24 protein-coding genes and 1 other annotated feature are annotated in these 22,226 nt (G+C 35.2%); of the genes, 23 read left to right on the top strand and 1 reads right to left on the bottom strand.

What is annotated here, in order from left to right:
* Positions 1-200 precede the first annotated feature (200 nt).
* The 16 genes from mnmA (at position 201) to J6D32_RS04455 (ending at position 16,803) form a co-directional block, all read left to right on the top strand.
* Positions 201-1,334: a tRNA 2-thiouridine(34) synthase MnmA gene (mnmA, locus tag J6D32_RS04530; RefSeq protein ID WP_009607292.1), complete on the top strand. Its 1,134-nt coding sequence runs from the start codon at positions 201-203 to the stop codon at positions 1,332-1,334.
* Positions 1,335-1,351: 17 nt separating this feature from the next.
* Complete coding sequence (gene recD2 / locus J6D32_RS04525; protein WP_006783340.1) at positions 1,352-3,772, top strand: SF1B family DNA helicase RecD2; 2,421 nt, start codon at positions 1,352-1,354, stop codon at positions 3,770-3,772.
* 86 nt (positions 3,773-3,858) lie between these two features.
* Positions 3,859-4,026: a hypothetical protein gene (locus J6D32_RS04520; RefSeq protein WP_006783341.1), complete on the top strand. Its 168-nt coding sequence runs from the start codon at positions 3,859-3,861 to the stop codon at positions 4,024-4,026.
* A gap of 128 nt (positions 4,027-4,154) precedes the next feature.
* Positions 4,155-4,367, top strand: a binding site (T-box leader).
* A gap of 47 nt (positions 4,368-4,414) precedes the next feature.
* Entirely contained in the window at positions 4,415-7,036 is a 2,622-nt protein-coding gene (gene alaS, locus J6D32_RS04515; protein ID WP_055164854.1) for an alanine--tRNA ligase, read from the top strand.
* Between the two features lie 65 nt (positions 7,037-7,101).
* Complete coding sequence (locus J6D32_RS04510) at positions 7,102-7,368, top strand: IreB family regulatory phosphoprotein (RefSeq protein ID WP_006783343.1); 267 nt, start codon at positions 7,102-7,104, stop codon at positions 7,366-7,368.
* Positions 7,365-7,796, top strand: coding sequence for a Holliday junction resolvase RuvX (ruvX, locus tag J6D32_RS04505; RefSeq protein ID WP_006783344.1), 432 nt, complete (start codon positions 7,365-7,367; stop codon positions 7,794-7,796). The genes J6D32_RS04510 and ruvX overlap by 4 nt, the downstream gene beginning before the upstream one ends.
* Before the next feature lie 21 nt (positions 7,797-7,817).
* Positions 7,818-8,111 (top strand): DUF1292 domain-containing protein, encoded by a 294-nt coding sequence (locus J6D32_RS04500; RefSeq protein ID WP_006783345.1) that lies wholly within the window; start codon positions 7,818-7,820, stop codon positions 8,109-8,111.
* 73 nt (positions 8,112-8,184) lie between these two features.
* Positions 8,185-9,276, top strand: coding sequence for an endolytic transglycosylase MltG (gene mltG, locus J6D32_RS04495; protein WP_287467354.1), 1,092 nt, complete (start codon positions 8,185-8,187; stop codon positions 9,274-9,276).
* Between the two features lie 21 nt (positions 9,277-9,297).
* On the top strand, positions 9,298-9,948 hold the full coding sequence (locus J6D32_RS04490) for an O-methyltransferase (RefSeq protein ID WP_006783347.1): 651 nt from the start codon (positions 9,298-9,300) through the stop codon (positions 9,946-9,948).
* A gap of 44 nt (positions 9,949-9,992) precedes the next feature.
* The gene (locus tag J6D32_RS04485; RefSeq protein ID WP_006783348.1) at positions 9,993-10,928 is read left to right on the top strand and encodes a peptidase U32 family protein; all 936 of its coding nucleotides are present in this window, start codon (positions 9,993-9,995) and stop codon (positions 10,926-10,928) included.
* 21 nt (positions 10,929-10,949) lie between these two features.
* Positions 10,950-12,224 (top strand): peptidase U32 family protein, encoded by a 1,275-nt coding sequence (locus tag J6D32_RS04480; protein ID WP_287467353.1) that lies wholly within the window; start codon positions 10,950-10,952, stop codon positions 12,222-12,224.
* 42 nt (positions 12,225-12,266) lie between these two features.
* Positions 12,267-12,887 (top strand): uridine kinase, encoded by a 621-nt coding sequence (gene udk / locus J6D32_RS04475; RefSeq protein ID WP_006783350.1) that lies wholly within the window; start codon positions 12,267-12,269, stop codon positions 12,885-12,887.
* Between the two features lie 66 nt (positions 12,888-12,953).
* On the top strand, positions 12,954-13,424 hold the full coding sequence (gene greA / locus J6D32_RS04470; protein WP_006783351.1) for a transcription elongation factor GreA: 471 nt from the start codon (positions 12,954-12,956) through the stop codon (positions 13,422-13,424).
* 57 nt (positions 13,425-13,481) lie between these two features.
* A complete protein-coding gene (mtnN, locus tag J6D32_RS04465) occupies positions 13,482-14,171 on the top strand; it encodes a 5'-methylthioadenosine/S-adenosylhomocysteine nucleosidase (protein WP_147633542.1) in 690 nt (229 codons plus the stop codon).
* Between the two features lie 122 nt (positions 14,172-14,293).
* Positions 14,294-14,881 (top strand): nicotinate (nicotinamide) nucleotide adenylyltransferase, encoded by a 588-nt coding sequence (gene nadD, locus J6D32_RS04460; protein ID WP_229040201.1) that lies wholly within the window; start codon positions 14,294-14,296, stop codon positions 14,879-14,881.
* A complete protein-coding gene (locus J6D32_RS04455; RefSeq protein WP_006783354.1) occupies positions 14,878-16,803 on the top strand; it encodes an NAD(+) synthase in 1,926 nt (641 codons plus the stop codon). Before nadD ends, J6D32_RS04455 begins: the two co-directional genes overlap by 4 nt.
* 28 nt (positions 16,804-16,831) lie before the next feature.
* On the opposite strand, the gene sigK is transcribed toward J6D32_RS04455, so the two are convergent.
* Positions 16,832-17,521, bottom strand: coding sequence for an RNA polymerase sporulation sigma factor SigK (gene sigK, locus J6D32_RS04450; RefSeq protein ID WP_009607297.1), 690 nt, complete (start codon positions 17,519-17,521; stop codon positions 16,832-16,834).
* Positions 17,522-17,678: 157 nt separating this feature from the next.
* Here sigK and J6D32_RS04445 point away from each other — a divergent pair, with 157 nt between their 5' ends.
* From J6D32_RS04445 to J6D32_RS04415, 7 genes are read left to right on the top strand one after another with little or no spacing between them, the layout of a single operon-like run.
* Positions 17,679-18,203, top strand: coding sequence for a YqeG family HAD IIIA-type phosphatase (locus J6D32_RS04445; protein WP_006783356.1), 525 nt, complete (start codon positions 17,679-17,681; stop codon positions 18,201-18,203).
* 10 nt (positions 18,204-18,213) lie between these two features.
* Complete coding sequence (gene yqeH / locus J6D32_RS04440; RefSeq protein WP_006783357.1) at positions 18,214-19,323, top strand: ribosome biogenesis GTPase YqeH; 1,110 nt, start codon at positions 18,214-18,216, stop codon at positions 19,321-19,323.
* Positions 19,324-19,339: 16 nt separating this feature from the next.
* Positions 19,340-20,128 carry a shikimate dehydrogenase gene (gene aroE / locus J6D32_RS04435; protein ID WP_006783358.1) on the top strand — a complete coding sequence of 263 codons (789 nt, stop codon included), beginning with the start codon at positions 19,340-19,342 and terminating at the stop codon, positions 20,126-20,128.
* On the top strand, positions 20,115-20,408 hold the full coding sequence (yhbY, locus tag J6D32_RS04430) for a ribosome assembly RNA-binding protein YhbY (protein WP_006783359.1): 294 nt from the start codon (positions 20,115-20,117) through the stop codon (positions 20,406-20,408). Before aroE ends, yhbY begins: the two co-directional genes overlap by 14 nt.
* A gap of 9 nt (positions 20,409-20,417) precedes the next feature.
* Positions 20,418-20,972, top strand: a complete 555-nt coding sequence (yqeK, locus tag J6D32_RS04425; RefSeq protein WP_006783360.1) for a bis(5'-nucleosyl)-tetraphosphatase (symmetrical) YqeK — start codon at positions 20,418-20,420, stop codon at positions 20,970-20,972.
* A 14-nt stretch (positions 20,973-20,986) separates the two neighbouring features.
* Positions 20,987-21,331, top strand: coding sequence for a ribosome silencing factor (gene rsfS, locus J6D32_RS04420; RefSeq protein ID WP_006783361.1), 345 nt, complete (start codon positions 20,987-20,989; stop codon positions 21,329-21,331).
* Positions 21,331-22,056: a class I SAM-dependent DNA methyltransferase gene (locus J6D32_RS04415; RefSeq protein WP_006783362.1), complete on the top strand. Its 726-nt coding sequence runs from the start codon at positions 21,331-21,333 to the stop codon at positions 22,054-22,056. The genes rsfS and J6D32_RS04415 overlap by 1 nt, the downstream gene beginning before the upstream one ends.
* Positions 22,057-22,226: the final 170 nt, after the last annotated feature.

Genomic DNA, 22,226 nt, shown 5'->3' with positions numbered 1-22,226 from the left:
AAACAAAAAGACAGGAGCTCCTGTCTTTTTGTTTATTTTTAGGGCAAGATAAGACATAGATTTGCTTATCTTGCTATTTTTGCTTATAATATAAGAATATATCTTATCAAGGAGGGGCGATAATAAAAGTATCTTCCTGAGGTTTAAGATTATGTAGTAAAGATTTATGTTTTGATTATGTTGTAATGGAGGTCTCAGACATGAGTGCAAATAAAGGTAAAAAAGTCATCGTTGGGATGTCTGGTGGTGTGGATTCATCAGTCGCAGCGTATTTATTAAAAGAGCAAGGTTACGAAGTAGAAGGTGTATTTATGCGTAACTGGGATAGTGCAGCTAATGCTGACGTTTTAGGAAACCCAACGCTAAATGATGAGGTGTGCCCACAAGAAGTTGACTATAATGATGCAAAAGCAGTGGCCGATCAATTAGGAATTAAGCTACACCGCGTCGATTTCGTTCAAGAATATTGGGATCGTGTTTTCATGTACTTTTTAGATGAATATCGTGCTGGACGTACACCAAATCCAGATATTATGTGTAATAAAGAAGTGAAATTTAAGGCATTTTTAGATTATGCAATGAATCTTGGATGTGATTACATTGCGATGGGACATTATGCACGTGTTTCACATGAGGGTGAAGTTCAAATGTTACGTGGGCTTGATAATAATAAAGATCAAACGTATTTCTTGAGTCAATTAACACAAGCCCAGCTAAGTAAAACGTTATTCCCAGTTGGTGAATTGCAAAAATCTGAAGTTCGTGCGATTGCAGAGAAATTAGATCTAGCAACGGCAAAGAAAAAGGATTCAACGGGAGTTTGTTTTATTGGGGAACGTAACTTTACACAGTTTTTACAAAACTACTTACCCGCTCAACCTGGACAGATGCGTACTTTAGAGGGAGAAGTTGTGGGGGAGCATATCGGTTTAATGTATTATACGATTGGACAACGTAAAGGTCTTGGAATCGGCGGAAAAGGGGATGCTTGGTTCGTAATTGGGAAGAATTTAAAAGATAATGTTTTACTAGTCGGACAAGGATTTGATCATGAATACGTTTATGCGGATGAAGCATTAGTTTCAAATGTTAACTGGATTCCAAGTGAGCGATTTGTTGGAACTTATCGTTGTACGGCTAAATTTAGATATCGTCAACCTGATATTCCGGTTGAATTGACTTGGATTGATGATGAAACCTTAAACGTTAAAATGCTAGAACCTGTTCGTGCGGTGACGCCAGGGCAAGCGGCTGTCTTTTATTTAGATGAGGTTTGTTTAGGTGGAGGGCGTATTGAAGTTGCATATAAAGATAAAGAGGCTCGCCAATACTAAGAGAGGAGTTTGTGAGGATGGGAGAAGCCGGATACATTAAAGGTGTTTTTTTAGATCATATATTTTTTAATGAAGATAATGGCTTCTCAATTGGAACGCTACTTGTCTTAGAACATGGTGAAGATTTAGATTTAATGCAAAAAGCTTTAAAACCCGTTGATGATAAGATAGTGAATCAACTAGGGTTAAGTGAGCATAAAAAATATGAGAAAATTACGATTTCGGGTTATTTTCCAAAACTCGTTTCACATAAAACATACCGCTTTAAGGGGAAGTTAATTGAACATCCTCGTTATGGTTGGCAATATCAAGCCACGTCTTATGATTCGGTTAATGTGCAAGGGAAGTCTTCGCTTGTTCATTATTTGAGTAGTGATATTTTTGAAGGAATTGGACAAAAAACAGCTGAAAAGATTGTGGATGTATTAGGTGATAATGCTATCGATGTCATTTTACGTAATCGACAGGCGCTTGATGAGGTGCCCAAATTATCCAAAAAATTAGCAGATAAACTTTATTCGACACTGATTGATCAACAGGGGACAGAACAGATATTAGCTCCTCTTTACGGCTATGATTTAAGTCCTAAGTTAGTCATGAAAATTTTCAAAAAATATCAATATCAGGCCCTTGAAATTATCAATGAAAATCCGTATCGTTTAATTGATGATATTGAGGGGATTGGGTTTTTGAAAGCAGATGAGCTTGCAAGACGTCTAGGGATCTCATTAGATGATCCACGTCGAATTCGTGCGGCTTTGCTTTATGTCATTGATCAAATTGCCATCCAAAAAGGTCATACGTATGTGTACCAAAAGCAGTTGCTTCAAAGTGCTTTACAGTATTTAAATCAAAAATCAACCCAGCTTCTGGATTTTGCGCAAATTGAATCTCAAATTAATGAACTGATTAAAAAGAAAAAAATTTATATCGAAGGGGACTTTTTATTTATTCCGTTGCTTGTCAATAGTGAAAAAGGGATTGTTGATTCTATAGAGCGACTTTTAACGTCTAAAGTTGAAAATCAAGAGAAAGCCCCACAATGTTTAAACGAATTAAAAAAAGAATTAGCTATTACCTATTCAAAAGAACAAGAAGAAGCGATTTTGATGGCGTTAAAGGAACCAGTTAGCATTATCACGGGTGGCCCGGGAACAGGAAAAACAACAGTTGTTCAAGGTATTTTAAAGGCGTATTCGATGTTACACGATGTGGATTTAGATCCGTCTAAATATGCAACAAGTGAGAAAAAGTATCCCATTGCTTTGGCAGCGCCTACTGGTCGAGCTGCTAAACGAATGAGTGAAACAACGGGCTTAAAGTCATCTACCATTCATCGTTTACTTGGGTATGGAGTAGATGGCGTTTTTCAACATGATGAATATGCTCAACTGGAATATAAATTAATTATTATCGATGAAAGCTCCATGCTTGATACCTTATTAGCCTTTCAATTATTTCAAAGCATTCCAACGGGTGCGCAAGTGATTATTGTCGGTGATGATAATCAATTGCCTTCTGTGGGACCAGGGCAGGTGTTAAAAGATTTAATTGAAAGTGGTGTGATTCCTCTGACACGGCTTGAAACGGTTCATCGACAGGCGCAGGATTCGTCCATTATTTCATTCGCACATGCAGTGAAAAATAATCATCTCCCAACGGATCTTAAAGATAAAAAGCCGGATCGTCTATATGTTGAATGTGGGCATCAGGTGATTGCAAGTTATCTAAAACAAATTGTTCTAAATGCCATTCAAAAAGGATATACAGCAAGTGATATTCAAATTTTAGTTCCCATGTACCGTGGGGATTGTGGGATTGACAATCTGAATGTGATGTTACAGGATATTTTCAATCCACCAGCAGATGATAAGCGAGAAATGACATTTGGATCCAAGGTTTTTCGAATTGGCGATAAGGTACTCCAATTAGCCAATCATCCGGAAACAGGAATTATGAATGGGGATGTTGGAGAAGTCATTGGAATTTCTTATAAAAATGAAAATGATGATAAAGAAGAGAAGTTAATTGCTTGTTTTGAAACTAAGGAAGTGACGTACAAAAAGGGCGATCTTCAAAATTTAACGCATGCCTATTGCGTGTCGGTTCATAAGTCACAAGGGTCTGAGTATCCGATTGTTATTTTACCGATTACGCATGCCTATCACGTCATGTTACAAAAAAAGTTGATTTATACCGCCATTACACGGGCTAAAAAATCTTTAATTATCATTGGAGAGTATTTAGCACTTGAGAAGGGGGTTAAAAATGAGGGAGAAGAACGTCAAACGACGTTGAAACTTCGCTTTCAACTAAATCAAACAAAACCGATAAAGGAAAATCCTTTTGCTGATTATTTTAAAGAACATGATATTCCATTTGATTACCTAGATGAAGAAGGATTAGAAGGGATCACACCGTATGATTTAATGGATTAATTGATTAAATTTTGTGCAGATAGATAACATAAAAAATCATAAATCACTCAAACTAAAGATTGTAATCTTTGAACTGAGGTGAAATGATGAAGAAAATTCTTGTACTTGTTATGTTTTTAATGGCTTTAGTGGCAACACTTATGTATTATGAAGATCCTCGTTACTATCAAAAACAATTTAAAAAACAATCTAGAAAATATCGTAAGCAAATGGATTGTTGGCAACACTACCTACACGATAGAATGCCATTTTAAAAAAGAACTCTCTCAATCGAGAGAGTTCTTTTTTGTGTATAAGCTTTTTTTATCCAATTTAATAATTTATCAAATTGGATAAAAAAAGCTTGAAACATCTTGATAAAATCGATAAAATAGAGTCGAATAACAAAATGTTGATAGAAGAAAGTAGAAAATTGAACGTTTCACAGAGAGGGATTTCTTGGCTGAGATAAATCCTAACAATCAATGCTCGAAAGCTACTTCTGGAGTACAGTTAAAGTCTGTCGGTTTTCGCCGTTATCTGTTTCAAAGAGTTGTTTTTTTAGTTTACTTAAAAAACAAAATTAAGGTGGTACCGCGTTCAATACGTCCTTATATCAAATAAGGGCTTTTTTTATACTCATTTTTAAAAGAGGTGAACAAAATGAAATACATGACAGGATCAGAGATTCGTTCAATGTACTTAAATTTCTTTAAATCAAAAGGACACATGATCGAACCAGGAGCACCATTAGTTCCAATTAATGACCCTTCATTATTATGGATTAATAGTGGGGTTGCAGCTTTAAAAAAATACTTTGATGGACGTGAAATTCCAAATAACCCACGTATTACAAATGCTCAAAAATCAATTCGTACAAACGATATTGAAAATGTTGGGAAAACGGCTCGTCATCATACGTTCTTCGAGATGTTAGGAAACTTCTCGATTGGAGACTATTTCCGTGAAGAGGCAGTGACATGGGGATGGGAATTATTAACATCAAAAGAATGGTTTGGATTCGATAAAGAATTATTATATGTAACCGTTTATCCAACCGATCAAGAAACATATGATTTATGGATCAAATTAGGTGTTTCGCCTGATCACATTGTGAAATTAGAATATAACTTCTGGGAAATCGGAGAAGGACCATGTGGACCAAACACTGAAATTTTCTATGATCGTGGAACAAAATATGATCCAGAAAATATTGGAATCCGTTTATTAGAAGAAGATATTGAAAATGATCGTTATATTGAAATTTGGAACATTGTATTTTCTCAATATAATTCAAAAGAAGGATTAGATCGTAGTGAATATCCTATGTTACCAAATAAAAATATAGATACTGGAATGGGTCTTGAGCGTATGGCTTGTGTGATTCAAGGCGTTGAAACAAACTTTGACACAGACTTATTCATGCCAATCATTCGTGCGACGGAAGAAATGTCTGGTGTAAAATATACACAAGAAACAGCAACGGCATTTAAAGTGATCGCTGACCATGTTCGTACGGTAACTTTTGCAGTAGCAGATGGAGCACTTCTTTCTAATGAAGGACGCGGATACGTCTTACGCCGTTTATTACGTCGTGCTGTTCGTTATGGAAAAAAATTAGGAATTGATCGTGCTTTCATGTATGAATTAGTTCCTGTTGTAGCAGATATTATGAAAGATTATTACCCATATGTTTGCGATAAAATTGAGTTAGTTCAAAAAGTGATTAAATCTGAAGAAGATCGCTTCCGTCAAACATTAGCAGATGGAGAAAAAATCTTGACGGATTTAATTGCTAAATGTGAAGATAAAACAATTAGTGGCAAAGACGCATTCATGTTATATGATACGTACGGATTCCCATATGAATTAACTTTAGAATATGCAGAAGAAGCTGGATTTACAGTTGATAAAGAAGGGTTCGATGCCCAAATGGAAGCACAACGTGAACGTGCTCGTAATGCTCGTGAAGATGTTGAAAGTATGCATTCACAAAATGCTGCTTTAATGAGCTTTAAAACCCCTTCTAAATTTGTAGGATATCATCAATTATCAACAACATCAAACGTTATTTTATTACTACAAAATGGGGAAGTGGTTGATTCATTAACTGGAGCTGGACAAGTCATTTTAGATACTACTCCATTTTATGCTGAAAGTGGAGGACAAGTAGCAGATACAGGGATGATGACAACCTCTGCTGCAAATGTGATGGTAACAGATGTTATCAAAGCTCCAAATGGACAGCATTTACACAGTGTACAAGTAGACGGAACATTATCATTAAATGATGAGGTTGTTTGCCAAGTTCAAGTTGAGAATCGTTTAGATTTAACAAAAAATCATACAGCGACTCACTTATTACACCAAGCATTAAAAGATGTTATTGGTGCGCATGCAAACCAAGCTGGATCATTAGTATCTGCTGATCGTTTACGTTTTGACTTCACCAACATGCAAGGGTTGACGTCAGAAGAATTACAACGTATTGAAGCGATTGTTAACGAGAAGATTTGGGCTTCTATTCCAGTTGAAGTGTTTGAAAAAAGTATTGAAGAAGCAAAGCAAATGGGAGCAATGGCGTTATTTAGTGAAAAATATGGTGAAACGGTACGCGTTGTCAAAGCAGGAGACTATAGCATTGAGCTTTGTGGTGGATGTCATGTTTCAAACACCTCTGAAATTGGTTTATTTAAAATCATTTCAGAATCAGGAATTGGAGCTGGAACTCGACGTATTGAAGCGGTGACGGGTAAGGGAGCTTATCAATACATGAATTCATTTATTGAACGATTTGCAGCGGTATCTGAGACATTAAAAACAAAACCAGCATTACTTGAAGAACGTGTTGAAGGGATTTTAGATGAGTTAAAAGAAGCGCATCGTGAAAATGATTCATTAAAATCTAAATTATCTCATTTAAAAATGAAGGAAATTGTTAATAATACACGTGAGGTAGCAGGAATTACAGTGTTAACTGCGAACTTAGTTGATGTGGATATGAACCATTTACGTCAAATGGTTGACGAATTTAAACAACAGTTATCATCGGCAGTTATTGTGTTAGCAAGTGCAGTAGATGGTAAGGTTGCAATCTCTTGTGGTGTAACGCCAGATTATGTGAAACAAGGGGTACATGCAGGGAAAATTGTTAAAGAAGTCGCAACGATTTGTGGTGGAGGCGGAGGCGGACGCCCAGATATGGCTCAAGCCGGCGCTAAAGATGCAACAAAAATTGAAGAGGCATTAAAGAATGTCGATGAATGGTTAAAAAATAATTTATAATTCTTTTCATCCCATTAACATTATTGTAAAATAAAGTTAAGAACTATTTATGGGTGGTGAGTTGCATGATCTCGAATCAAACAATGATGCTAGACGATTTACTACAAAATAAATTGAACCAAAATCAAGCGGTTGAAATTATTTTGACAGATGTATTCGATGCATTAAAAGAAAAAGGTTATAATCCGATTAACCAAGTGGTTGGATACTTAATTTCAGGAGATCCAGCTTATATTTCGAGCTATCAAGGGGCTCGAAACAAAATTCAGCAAATTGAACGTGATGAAATCATTGAAGTTTTACTTGAAAAGTTTGTAGAGACGAAAAAGTGAAAATTTTAGGATTAGATTTAGGAACTCGCACGTGTGGAATCGCCATTAGTGATGCCCTTGGAATGATGGCCCATGGTGTTGAGACTTTCCGATTTGAGGAAAATCATTATAAAAAAGCAATTCAACACGTTCAAGAATTAGTAAAAACTCATAAAATTTCGAAAATCGTTTTAGGGTTACCTAAAAATATGAATGGTTCGATTGGAGAACGAGGACAAGTGACACAAGAGTTTGCTAAGAAACTTGAAGAAGCAACGAATGTCACGGTTATTCTATGGGACGAACGATTGACTACTATGCAAGTTGAACGTGTCCTCATTCAAGCTGATGTTAGTCGCAATAAGCGAAAAAAAGTGGTTGATAAAATGGCAGCAACCATTATTTTACAGAGTTATTTAGATTCAAATCAAGCACGTTCATTCGTGTAAATCTTATAAGAGGTGACCAAAATGTTAGATGAAAATCAATTAACAGTAATCGATGAAAATGGAAATGAATTATTATGTGAAATTTTATTTACATTTGATTCAGATGATTATAACAAATCATATGTTGTCTACTACCCAGCAGGAGCAGAAAATGAAGATGAAGAAGGAAATGTAGATTTACATGTTTCAGCTTACATCCCTGGTGAAAACAACGAGGGTGGAGAATTATTACCAGTTGAAACAGATGCTGAGTGGGATATGATTGAAGAAGTGATTAATACATTCTTAGCTGAAGAAGATGAGGATGCAGAATAATTAAAATCTAATAGATGCGAAAACGGACGTTAAGTCCGTTTTTGTGTGTATATAATGTAGAGGTGAAGATAAGATGAGGAAGGTTATCCTAGGGATCGTTATAACACTTATTGTCGCATTAGCTGGGATTTTGGGGTATTTAGGAATCCTTTATGTCAAAACCCAAGAGCCGGTGAATCCGAGTGATGAAACAGTGATGAATTATACCCTTCAACCTGGAACATCAACAAAGGCTGTGAATCGCGAGTTAGCAGAACTTGGATTGATTGAGCATCCCGAGATGGCAAATTTGATTGTTAAATTAAATGATTGGTCTCATATTCAAGCAGGAGAGTATGAGTTATCCCCTTCAATGACACTAGAGCAAATGTATCAAAAATTTGAAAGTGGAGATGTTGTCGAACCGAATACCACAAAAGTGGTGATTCCAGAAGGTTATGATTTAGAATATATAGCAGCTAGCTTATCTTTAATTGTTGATTTAAGTGCTGAAGATATTTTAAATGAGTGGAAAAATATTGATTATTTGAAACAATTAGTGAATGAATATTGGTTTTTGACCGATGATATTTTAAAAGAAGGGATTCGATATCCGTTAGAAGGCTATTTTTATCCAGCTACTTATTCATTTTTAGATCAAGTGTATACGCTTGATGAAGTCACACACTTAATCCTAGATGTGACAGCAAAGAAATTAGAACCGGTGAAGTCTTCGTTTGATGAAGCATCGCTTAATATTCATCAAGTCTTTTCGCTAGCGTCAGTCATTGAAGGAGAAACTCAAAATGTAGAAGAAATGCCAATAGTAGCTGGTGTTTTCTTTAATCGTATTAACTCAGGTATGTATTTACAAAGTGATATGACGGTACTTTATGCCTTAGATGAACATAATGAGCGCGTAACGGAAGCGATGACAAAAGTACAATCCCCTTATAATACATATGTGACACCAGGCATTCCAATTGGACCTGTTAGTAGCCCGTCAATTGAGGCTATTAAAGCCGTGTTACATCCTGATGAAAATAACTATTATTATTTTATAGCTGACATGTATGGATGTGTAGATGGTAAAACTCATTTCTTTGAAACATATGAAGAACATATGAAATTTTATCGAAACTATTTACTTCCTTCATATGAAGCGGGCACAAATGTATGTCAGTAATCTCAACTAGGTGGTAGAGCAATGAATGAACAATTAATAGAACTAATGAGTCGATTTAAAACAATTCAACATGATGACTTATCATTAGAAATGAAACAATATGCACAGGAGCATGATGTTCCGATCATTCAAGATCAGGGTCTTGAATTAATGTTACAATTACTACGAGTTAAGCAGCCTAAAACTATTTTAGAAATAGGTTCTGCTATCGGTTATTCCTCTTTAATGATGGCGCGCCATTTACCACAGAGTCATGTTGTGACGATTGAACGTGATGAATCCCGTTATAAAGAGGCTGTTAATTATCACGCACGTAGTACCATCTCAGATCGAGTGACATTAATTAAAGCAGATGCATTAGAAATTTTGAATGAAGACATTCCTAATGCTCCATTTGATGTTATTTTTATTGATGCAGCTAAAGCTCAATATCAGAAGTTCTTTGAAAAATATGAACCTTTATTAAAAGAAGATGGAATGATTATTAGCGATAATTTATTATTCCATGGGCATATTTTTGATAATAATCAAAAACAAAGCCGTAATTTAAAACAGTTAGTTCGAAAAATTAACCGTTATAATGATTGGTTAGCCAATCATCCAGATTATGACACCCTGTTATTACCAATTGGTGATGGCGTAGCAATTAGTTTGAAAAGAAAGCTAAAGTAGTTTATAATCGTATATTGTCATAAATGATAAAGTGAGTTGATAAAATGAAAAAACCAGAATTGATTGTAACACCTCATGATATCCATGAGATTAAAGATTTAATTGAGGCAGGTGCAGACGCGTTTATCATTGGTGAAGAAAAATTTGGATTACGTTTAGCTGGTGAATTCAAATTAAATGATTTACGTGAAGCCGTTGAGTTAATTAAGCAATATAATAAAAAAGTATATGTTGCTATCAATGCTTTAATGCCAAATAGCTTGTTAGATGATTTGAAAACATATATTCAAGAAATAAAATCATTACCGATTGATGCGCTTCGCTTTTCAGATCCAGGGGCTTACATGATTGCTAAAGAAGTAGCGCCTCAGATGAGCCTTCATTGGAGTAGTGAAACATTAGGAACCAATTACTTCACAGTAAATTATTGGTATGATCGTGGGGTAGAACGTACGGTTTTAGCACCTGAAATGATGAAAGAATCTGTTATTGAGACAAAAACATTCGCTAAAGGTGAGATTGAGATTTTAGTTCATGGTGCGATTTGTATGTTCCATTCTCGACGCAATTTAGTGGGGAATTATTTAAAATTCCAAGGACAAGTTGTAGAAAAAGTTCAGACGCGTGAAGAAGGGCTACAATTATTTGATCCAGAGCGAAAGCTATATTATCCTATTTTTGAAGATCAACAAGGAACTCATATTTTCAATGGAAGCGATGTTTGCATGATTGATGATTTAGCTGAATTTATTGAGGTTGGTGTGGATAGTTTCCGTATCGATGGCGTATTGAAATCAAGTGAGTATTTATTAAATGTTACAAAAGCTTACCGTTTAGCCATTGACATGTGTATTGAAAATCGTGAGAAATACAATCAAATAGGGCGTGCCTTATACAAAAAATTAGAAGAAATTCAACCGAATAATCGACAGTTAGATCGAGGTTTCTTCTATAAACCTTCAATTTATAAACATAAATAATATTAAAAAGGGGTGGACACTATGGCGAGAACTCCAGTATCAGCAATTGTTGATGGAAAACGTGTCATCGTTAAAAAACCAGAATTATTAGCTCCAGCCGGATCACTTGAAAAATTAAAAATTGCTGTGATGTATGGTGCAGATGCAGTTTTTATTGGTGGACGCGAATTTGGACTACGTTCAAATGCTCAAAACTTCTCTCTTGAAGAAATCAAAGAGGGAGTTGAATTTGCCAATCAATATGGTTCAAAAATCTATATTACCACGAATATTATTGCTCATAACGAGAATATGGTGGGACTTGAAGACTATTTAACTGCTTTAGGTGAAATCGGTGTAGCGGGAATCATTGTGGCGGATCCATTAATTATTGAGACATGTAAACGTGTCGCACCAAATGTTGAGGTTCATTTAAGTACACAACAATCCACGATGAATTACATGGCCATTAAGTTTTGGGAACAAGAGGGCTTACATCGTGTTGTATTAGCCCGTGAAACAACAAAAGAAGAAATTAAAGAAATCATGGATAAAACAGATGTTGAGATTGAAGCTTTTGTTCATGGTGCGATGTGTATCGCTTATTCTGGACGTTGTACCTTATCAAATCATATGACAGCACGCGATTCAAATCGTGGAGGATGTTGTCAATCTTGCCGTTGGGAATATGATTTAGTCAAAGAACAAGAAAACGAAACCACACGCTTATTCAAAGAAGATGCCATTAAATTTGCGATGAGTCCAAAGGATTTAAATTTATTGAAATCAATTCCTGAAATGATTGAATTAGGAATTGATAGTTTGAAAATTGAAGGACGCATGAAATCCATTCATTACATTGCAACCGTTGTGAGCACCTATCGCAAATTAATTGACTTATATTGTGAAGATCCAGATAACTTTGTCTTCAATGAAGCCTTATTAGTCGAATTATCAAAATGTGCTAACCGTGAAACAGCGCCAGCATTCTTTGAAGGGATTCCATCTCATGAAGAACAAATGTTTAATAATCGTGATGAGCATCCAACTCAAGAGTTTATCGGACTTGTTTTAGATTATAATGAAGAAACCAATGAAGTGACATTACAACAACGAAATCATTTCCGTGTGGGAGAGCGCGTCGAATTCTTTGGTCCTAAAATTGACACTCAAATCATGACGATTACAGAATTATTTGATGAAAAAGGCGAGGCTTTAGACGTTGCTAGACATCCAAAGCAAATTTTAAAATTTAAAGTACCATTTAAACTATATCCAAATGATATGATGCGCAAGCATGTGGTGAATGAGAAATAAAAATATTGCTAATAATAAAGACAAGAAGAGGAAGAGACTATCATGAATAAACCATTAATTATCGGTGTAGCTGGTGGAACGGCATCAGGAAAAACAAGTGTTTCAACGATTTTATATGATGCATTTGCAGACCGTACCATTACTTTACTAAGACAAGACGATTACTATAATGATCAAAGTCATATGACATTAGAAGAGCGTGTGAAAACAAACTATGATCATCCATTATCAATGGACAATGAGTTATTAGTTAAACACTTAAAAAAATTAATGTTAGGTTATTCAATTGAAAAGCCAATTTATGATTACACTCAACATACACGTAGTGAGTTAACTGAAAAAATTGAACCAACTAAAATTATTATTGTGGAAGGTTTATTTGTTTTAGAAGATGTTCAAATTCGTGATTTATTAGACATTAAAGTGTTTGTTGAAGCAGATGATGATATTCGCTTTATTCGTCGTTTATTACGTGATACAACAGAACGTGGACGTACCATTGAATCCGTGATTTCACAATATACAGAGTCAGTAAAGCCAATGCATCAACAATTCATTGAGCCGACTAAAAAATATGCGGATATCATTGTTCCAGATGGGAAAACAAATACCGTTGCCATTGATTTACTAATCACTAAAATAAATAGTATATTAAATGCCTAAGTTCATGTATAATAATAGTTGATATTATCAATCAACAAGGTTCTTATTGATACGGAGGAATTTTTCATGAAAGAAAAACAACAACATTTAACCCTTGAGGGGATTAAAAAGTTTCAAGATGAATTAGATCACTTACAACAAGTGCGCATGGAAGAAATTAAAGTTAAGTTACAAGAAGCACGCGCACAAGGTGACCTTTCGGAAAATGCTGAGTACGATGCAGCTCGTGAAGAACAAGCCATGGTTTATGAGCGTATTCAAGAATTACAATACATTTTAAAAAATGCGGTTGTCATTGAATCAGATGAAAATAGTGAAGTCATTACGATTGGTTCAACAGTTTCATATCAAGAAGAAGAAACTGATGAGCAAATGACATATAAAATCGTTGGTAGTGCAGAGGCAAACCCATTTGAAGCTAAAATTTCTAATGAATCACCAATTGCACAGGCATTAATGGGGAAACGTGTTGGAGACGTTGCAATGGTTTCAACTCCAAAAGGAATCGTCACAGTCGTTATTCTTGACGTTCAGTAATTTGAAGCTGCTTTTAAGCAGCTCTTTTTTATATTTTTTGAAAAAAGGTGGATTAATATGACAATTGCAATTATCGGCGCAATGGAAGAAGAAGTAACGATTTTACGTGAGGCAATGGAGGTAGAAGAAGTTAAAACCATTGCACATGTTGAGTTTACAAAAGGTTTATTAAATGGAACACCAGTTGTGTTATTAAGAAGTGGAATTGGGAAAGTTAATGTTGCGATTGCCACTACTTTATTATTTGAACATTTTGATATTGGGGCTGTTATTAATACAGGATCAGCTGGAGGATTACATCCTGAGGCTAATATTGGAGATGTCGTGATTTCTGATGGAGCTATTTATCATGATGTTGATGTGACAGGATTTAATTATGCGTATGGACAAGTTCCGGGGATGCCAGCCATTTTTACGCCAGATGCGACATTGGTCGAAAAAGCGAAAACAGTGTTAGAAAAGTCGAATAAAACTTACTGGATGGGGCAAATTGGAACAGGAGATTCATTCATTAATCGACCAGATCAAATGGAATTAATTAAGAAAAATTGTCCAAATGTTGTAGCAATTGAAATGGAGGCAACTGCGGTTGCTCAAGTTTGTCATCAATACCAAAAACCATTTATTATTTTACGTGCTCTTTCAGATATTGCAGGAAAAGAATCACATATTTCATTTAATGAATTTATTGAAGTTGCAGCAAAAGAGTCATCAGAAATGGTTACTGAATTAGTTTCTTTAATCTAATTAGGTATGGAAACAATCGAGCGTCGCACTTTGACTGTTCGATTGTTTTATTTTATAAAAATTCGATTAGAAAACTTATTTGGGTTCATAATACAAATGTTTAGGAAACGGAGTGATGAATGATGTTAGTTGTTTTTGGAGGTTCATTTAATCCCCCTACGATTGCTCATTATAATATTGCTAAACATATTTTGAAAAATCTTGATTGTCGACACTTTTTCTTTTTACCCGTAGGGGATCAATATCCTAAAAAAGAATTGATTGAGGCGAAGTTTCGTGTCGACATGTTAAAGCTTCTTTGTGCGAAGTTAGAACGAACTTCTGTTAGCACACTAGAAGTAGAGGCGGATCATGTCTTAACAAGTTTTGAAACGTTAAGCCTTTTTCGACAACAATATCCGAATGATGACATTGGATTTGTCATTGGAGCAGATAACCTAAAAGATTTGCCCAATTGGGTGCAAGCAGACGAATTAATTCGTTATTTTAAAATCATTGTCTTTCGTCGGGACGATATTGACGTGGATGATTTGATTCAAACCTTATTTAAGGAGCAAATCGAACGTTTTATTGTTTTAGATTCATTTGGTGAGATGGATGTTTCTTCCACACAATATCGTCAAGATGTCAAGAACGATAAACTAGTTTTACAAGAGGTTGATGCATATGTACATGCGCATCATTTATATGGACGAGGTGAATCAAAATGATTAAAAATGGATTTATAAAAGTTGGAACTTCTTCTCCACGTGTATCAGTTGGAAATCCAATAGCCAATGTTGAAGTGATGCTAAAAGCTTTAGAAGTCGCAAAACAAAAACAATTAGGAATTTTAGTTTTCCCGGAATTATCTGTTTCTGGTTATACGTGTGGAGACTTATTATTACAGACTTACTTATTACAAGATGTTAATCGTGCGATTGAACTCTTGCTTGAAAAAAATCCATTTGATGGGATTGTCGTGGTAGGAGCTCCAATTTCAATTCATCGTAATTTATATAACTGTGCTGTCGTGATTCAGAAGAATGAAATTTTAGGAATTATTCCAAAGTATTATTTACCAAATGATAGTGAATTTTATGAAGGTCGTTGGTTTACACGTGGCCATGAAATCGTTCGTCATTTTGATGAAATTAACTACCTAAATCGTACGGTACCATTTGGGGATTTAATTTTTGAAAATGAATTGCACAATGTTTCGTTTGCCGTTGAGATTTGTTTGGATTTATGGGTTGCTTCTTCTCCAAGTTCTCGATTAGCTTTAAATGGAGCAGATATCATTTTAAATCTTTCAACAAGTAATGAATTATTCCAAAAAAGTCGTTATCGTCGAGACTTAGTGAGAGTCCAAAGTTCTAAACTTGTGTCTGGTTATGTGTATTGTTCATCAGGTGTTTATGAATCAACAACCGATGGCGTGTTTTCAGGACATAGCATTATTTCTCAAATTGGAGAAATTTTGACAGAATCTGAATTATTCTCACGTGATGAACTTAATATGACGATTGCAGACATTGATGTTTCAAGAATTCAATTTAACCGTCGTCGTTCAACCCCATTTAGACAAAGTGGAGAAGATAATATGGCCTATGTTCAACGTGTTCCTTTTACATTAGTGGTAAATGATGAATATACGTTTGAAAAGCCATTAGATGAGACCCCATTTGTTCCTAAAGTGGAAGAAAAAGAATCGTTTGAAGAAATTATGAATATTCAAGTGGCAGGACTCGCTAAACGTATGATTCATACAAAAGCCCAAACGTTATTGATTGGGGTTTCAGGTGGTCTTGATTCAACCTTAGCGCTACTATTAGCGGCTAAAACGTTTGATTTAATTAACTTACCTCGAAAAAATATTATTGCATACACAATTCGTGGTTTTGGAACCTCAAATCGTACGAATACAAATGCAAATAATTTGATGAAAACGCTCGGAGTGACGCATCATGATATTGATTTAAGAGAATCTGTCTTATCTCATTTTAAAACGATTGGGCATGATCCAAATCAAGTCGATATTACGTATGAAAATGCTCAAGCAAGGGAACGTACGAATATTTTAATGAATTTAGCAAATAAAATGAACGGATTAGTATTAGGAACGGGTAATATGTCTGAATTAGCACTTGGTTGGTGCACGTATAATGGCGATCACATGTCGATGTATGCTATTAATGCGGGTGTTCCAAAAACATTAGTCAAGTTCATGGTGAAACAGTTTATGTTACTTGAAAGTGCTACGTTAACAAACAATGCTGAAGATGCAGAGTTATTACAATATACATTAGCAGATATTTTAGATACACCCATTTCACCAGAGTTATTAAATACGGAGCAAAATACCGAAGAAATTATTGGAAAATATGAAATTCACGATTTTATTTTATACCATATGTTAAACAATGGAGATACAGAGGATCGTATTTTTGATTTAATGAAAATCGCGTTTAAAGATGATTTTGATGAGGAAAAATTATTAGAATATCTACAAATTTTCTATCGTCGTTTCTACTCTCAACAATTTAAACGTTCAGCCTTACCAGATGGACCAAAAGTTTTAGATATTTCATTATCGCCACGTACTGATTGGCGTATGCCATCAGATGCGGAGTATCGCCGTCGTTTATCATAAAAAAAGGGGGGATCATCCCTCCTTTTTATTAATTTTTGATAAATTCCCGATAGAGCTTCATTAACGCTCGTTTTTCAATTCGAGAGACGTAACTTCTTGAAATTCCATAGGATTTCGCGATTTCTTGTTGAGTTTCTTCCTCATGATTTTCAAGTCCGAAACGTCTCACGATAATGTCTCGTTCACGTTGGGTTAATGATTTTAAGTTTTTTTCAATTTTTTCGAACGCTAATTGCTGAATGATGATATCGTTTAAGTCTTTATTTTCATCTTTGACGACATCAATCAGACAAATTTCATTTCCTTCTTTATCATATCCAATGGGATCGTATAATGAGACATCATTGCGCATCTTTTTGGTAGAACGAAAGAGCATTAAGATTTCATTATCGATACATCTTGCAGCATAGGTGGCCAGTTTAGTTCCTTTATCAGGTGAAAAAGAGTCAATTGCTTTGATTAGACCGATGGTTCCAATAGAAATTAAATCTTCTTTGTCATCCGTTTGGTTTTGATATTTTTTTACGATATGAGCCACGAGTCTTAAGTTGTGTTCAATTAATTTTTCTCGTGCATTCTTGTCTCCGTTAGCCATTAAGGTTAAGTAGTGTTCTTCTTCTTCAGGAGATAGAGGATTAGGAAACGCTTGATTGCTAATTGACCCCATAAGTGGAATCAAGTTGGAAAATAATGAGACAATAAATTGAAGTAAAAACATAGGCATAATCCTCCTAATCAGGTAATCTTAGTAGATTATATGCACAAGTTCGTGTCGATAGACTTAAAACAATCGTGAATTTATGATAAAATTAAATGAATACGTCAAATTTTGAATGTCTGATTCAATTAATCATCATGAGAAAGGGGAGTAATCGATGTTAAAACATTTCGTAGCGGATGAATATGTTAAAAGTGTTTTTGAAGTTGATTTACATAAATTAAAACAACAAGGAAAAAAAGTCATTTTAACAGATTTAGATAATACATTAGTCGGAACCAATGTGGCGTTACCGACACCAGAAATTATTACCTTTTTAAACCAGGCTAAGGAATTAGGGTTTGAAGTGATTATTGTGTCTAATAATAATCAAGAACGTGTGTCCACATTTGCAAAAGATTTATCGATTGTCGCACATCACAAATCACTAAAACCTTTAACGATTAAATTACGTCGTGTTTTAAAAAATCATCAAAAATCTGAGGTGGTGATGATGGGTGATCAACTCATGACGGATGTCTTAGTCTCTAAACGATTAGGTCTTTATACGATATTAGTAGAACCCATTGTCTTATCAGCCGATGAGAGCAGCACAAAGTTCAATCGAAAACTAGAGCGCTATGTTGTGAGCCAATTAAAAAAGCGTAACTTACCAATTCCAACGTATTTAGATAAGCAGTAGGAGGAACATCATGGAAGAATTAAAATGTATTGGATGTGGGGCAACGATTCAAACTGAAAATCCAAAAGAAATTGGATATACGCCAGCCTCAAGTATTTCAAAAATGGAAAATGAAATTATTTATTGTCAACGTTGTTTTAAATTAAAACACTATAATGAAGTGCAAGATGTCGCCTTAACAAGTGATGATTTCCTAAAAATCCTACAACGTGTTGGAGAGACAGATGCTTTAGTAATCAATATCGTGGATATTTTTGATTTTTCAGGAAGTATGGTAGCAGGGTTAAGCCGTCATATTAATGGAAATGATATTTTATTAGTTGGTAATAAAGTTGATTTACTTCCTAAATCAGTAAATAAAACGAAATTAAACCATTGGATGCGTCGTTCATTAAAAGAATATGGATTAAAACCTTTAGATGTGGCATTAGTCAGTGCCGGTAAAGGGTTTGGAATTGATGAATTAATGGAAATGATTGAAAAGTATCGTAAAGGACGTGACGTGTATATTGTAGGATGTACGAATGTTGGAAAATCAACGTTAGTCAATCGTATCATCAAACGTTTCACAGAGGAGCGTGAAGATATTATTACAACGTCTCACTTCCCAGGAACAACGCTTGATATTATCGAAATTCCATTAGATGATTGTTCAGCTATTGTCGATACACCAGGGATTATTAATGAACATCAGTTAGCCCATTATGTGACACCGAAAGTTTTAAAAGAAATCACACCTAAAAAAGAAATTAAAGCCGGTGTTTATCAGTTAAATGCAGAGCAAACGTTATTCGTAGGTGGATTGGCTCGTATGGATTTTGTGAAAGGAGAACGCACATCATTTGTGACTCACTTTGCTAATCAATTACACATTCACCGCACCAAACTTGAAAAAGCAGATCACCTTTGGGCAACTCAGGCAGGGGCCGTGTTAAAGCCTGTCGCGATGGATAATGATCAACTAATGGAGATGGAAAAACATACGTTCCATATCGGTCATGAAAAAACGGATTTAGTGATTTCAGGACTGGGATGGTTCACACTATCAGGAACAGGGCAAGATATTAATATTTATGCGCCAAAAGGTGTTGGAGTGATGATTCGCCCTTCTTTAATTTAAAGGAGGTGGACGTTCGTTGAAAAGATTCGCTGTGATTGGAAATCCCATTGTGCATAGTTTGTCACCTTGTATGCACCGAGCTAATTTTTTAGCATTGGGCATTGAGGCAAGCTATGAGTTGAAGCAAGTGCTTAATTTAGAAAAAGAAATGAAGGATTTAAAGCAGTTAGACGGCTTTAATGTGACCCTTCCATATAAACAGATGATTATTCCATTTTTAGATGATGTTGATCCCATTGCCAAAGCGATTGGAGCCGTTAATACGGTTAAAAATGTGAATGGGAAGTTAATGGGATATAATACGGACGTGGATGGATTTTTTGAATCTTTTCAAGGTTTAAACGTTAAACTTGACGCGTCTATTTTAATTCTTGGAGCAGGTGGGGCGGCCCGCGCCGTGTATTTTGCATTAATCAAAAATGGTTATCAAAATATTACCATTGCGAATCGAACACTTGACAAAGCAAAGGATATATGTGACAATTCAATTTCTTTAGTACAAGCAGGTGAGCAGTTAGAATCGTACCAATGTATCATCAATACGACATCTGTTGGATTAATCGAAGGTGAATGCCCGATTGATTTAAAGAATTTAAATTCGAATCATGTCGTGATGGATTTAATATATAAACCAAAGTTGACAACCTTACTAAAGCGTGCAAAAGAATTAAATTGTCGCTATGAATTTGGGTTAGACATGTTATTGATTCAAGGCGCAAAAGCCTTTGAGATTTGGTTTAATCAAGAAGCCAATCGCACGATGATGAAGCAGCAATTAGAGGTGGAACTATATGTTAACAGGTAAACAAAAAAGTTATTTAAAAGGATTATCACACAACATGCAGCCGATTATTCAAATCGGAAAAAATGGTGTCAATGAAATGTTAGTTAAAACGATTGAAGATGCACTAGAGGCGCGTGAATTAATTAAGATTTCAGTGTTACAAAACTGTTTAGAAGAACCTAAGACAATGGCAATCGATATTGCCGATGTTTTAGAGGCAGAAGTCGTTCAAGTGATTGGACGCACGATTATTTTATACAAACAATCTCGCAAGAAAAAACAAATCGTATTACCTAAATAAGGAGATGCTATGGAACAATTGAAGTCTTTCGTTAAACAGCAAATGCCAGCTAAACGTTATCAACATACACTTGGTGTATGTGAGAGTAGTGTCGAGTTGGCAAAGCGTTTTAATGCGGATGTGCAAAAGGCACAAACGGCCGCTTTATTGCATGATATTGCAAAGTATTTATCAAATGAAATCTTGGAGCAAAAGTTAATTCAGGCACATGAAACAGATTATTTAGCCTATTCTCCGCTCGTGTGGCATGCACCGGTAGGAGCTATTGTCGCTAAAGAAGCGTGTCAAATTGAAGATGAAGAGATTTTAAATGCAATCAAGTATCATACAACAGGAAAAGCAGCAATGACGGATCTTGAGAAAATTGTCTTTTTAGCAGATTATATTGAACCGGGGCGTACGCAACCGGGGGTTGAGGTCATTCGAGACCTTGCCACTAAAAATTTAGATCAGGCAGTCGCTAAGACTTTATCGGATACAGTCGCCTACTTAAGTTCAAAAAATCAAGGAGCGATTCATCCTGATACTTTGGCTGCTTATGATTATTATCGTAATTTTTTATAATGGAGTTGATTTATTTGGAAAACTTAACAACAATCGTTAAAGCTTTAGACGCAAAACACGCAGAAGATATCGTTGTATTAGATATGCAACAATTTTCACCCATTTATGATTACATGGTGATTACAACAGCTAAAAATGATCGTTTAGCAGCGGGAATTTTACGCGAATTAAAAGATTTAGAAGCAGAAACTGGACTTGAATTAAAACGTATTGAAGGTGCCCATGCTGCACAATGGATTTTAGCCGATTTTGGACGTGTTATTGTTCATGTGTTTACACCTGAAACGCGTCTTGAATATAACTTAGAAAAATTATGGAGAGATGTTCCTCGCCTTGACGTTGAAGGGATGTTAGCATAATGGCTTACGAGGCTTTTTCTTATTATTATGATATCTTAATGCAAGATGTTCCGTATAGTAAATGGATGGCCAAAACGAAGCAGTACCTTCCACAAGGCTCAAGTATTTTAGATGTTGGGTGTGGAACGGGAACCATTTCAATTCTTTTAGCAAAAGAAGGATATGATGTCACAGGTATTGATTTATCAGAAGATATGTTGGCGATTGCCTATGAAAAAACGTTAGCAGAAGGTCTTGGCATTCATTACGTTCAACAAGACATGTGTCGTCTAGAAGGATTTAGTGGTTTTGATGGAGCTGTGATTTATGTGGATTCATTAAACTACTTGAAAAAAGATACAGAAGTTTTCCAAACATTTAGACATCTATACGAGAGTTTAAAAGAAGGTGGCGTGTTAATTTTTGATGTGCATTCATTATACAAAATGACTGAGATTTTCAATGATTACTTATTTGCAGACACGAATCCTGATTTAACGTATATTTGGCACGTGTGTGAGGGAAAATATCCGTATTCGATTGAACATGAATTAACGTTCTTTAAACGTCAAGGTGAGACTTATGAGCGTTTTGAAGAAACACATTACCAACGTACGTTTGCGATTGAAGAGTATATTCAAATGCTTGAAGATGTTGGATTTAAAATTTTAGAAATTTCAGCTGATTTCTTAGATCAGGCGCCAACAGACGAGTCAGAACGAATTATCTTTGTCGCACAAAAATAAAAAAGACTTGAGAGTTATTCTCAAGTCTTTTTTATTTTGGTTCTTTGTCAAATAGTGTTGCTGATTAATTTGTAACCTATTATAATGAACGACCGAATTGAAATCCTAGTAGCTATGCTGCTAGGATTTTTCTTTTGGGTTTAGTTAGATTTTGAATCATAAGAATTCTT

This window comes from Turicibacter sp. (genome assembly GCF_017941855.1).
Lineage (GTDB): Bacteria > Bacillota_I > Bacilli_A > MOL361 > Turicibacteraceae > Turicibacter > Turicibacter sanguinis.
The sequence above is the reverse complement of the archived record's forward strand: the minus strand, read 5'-3'. Positions and strand labels throughout refer to the sequence as shown.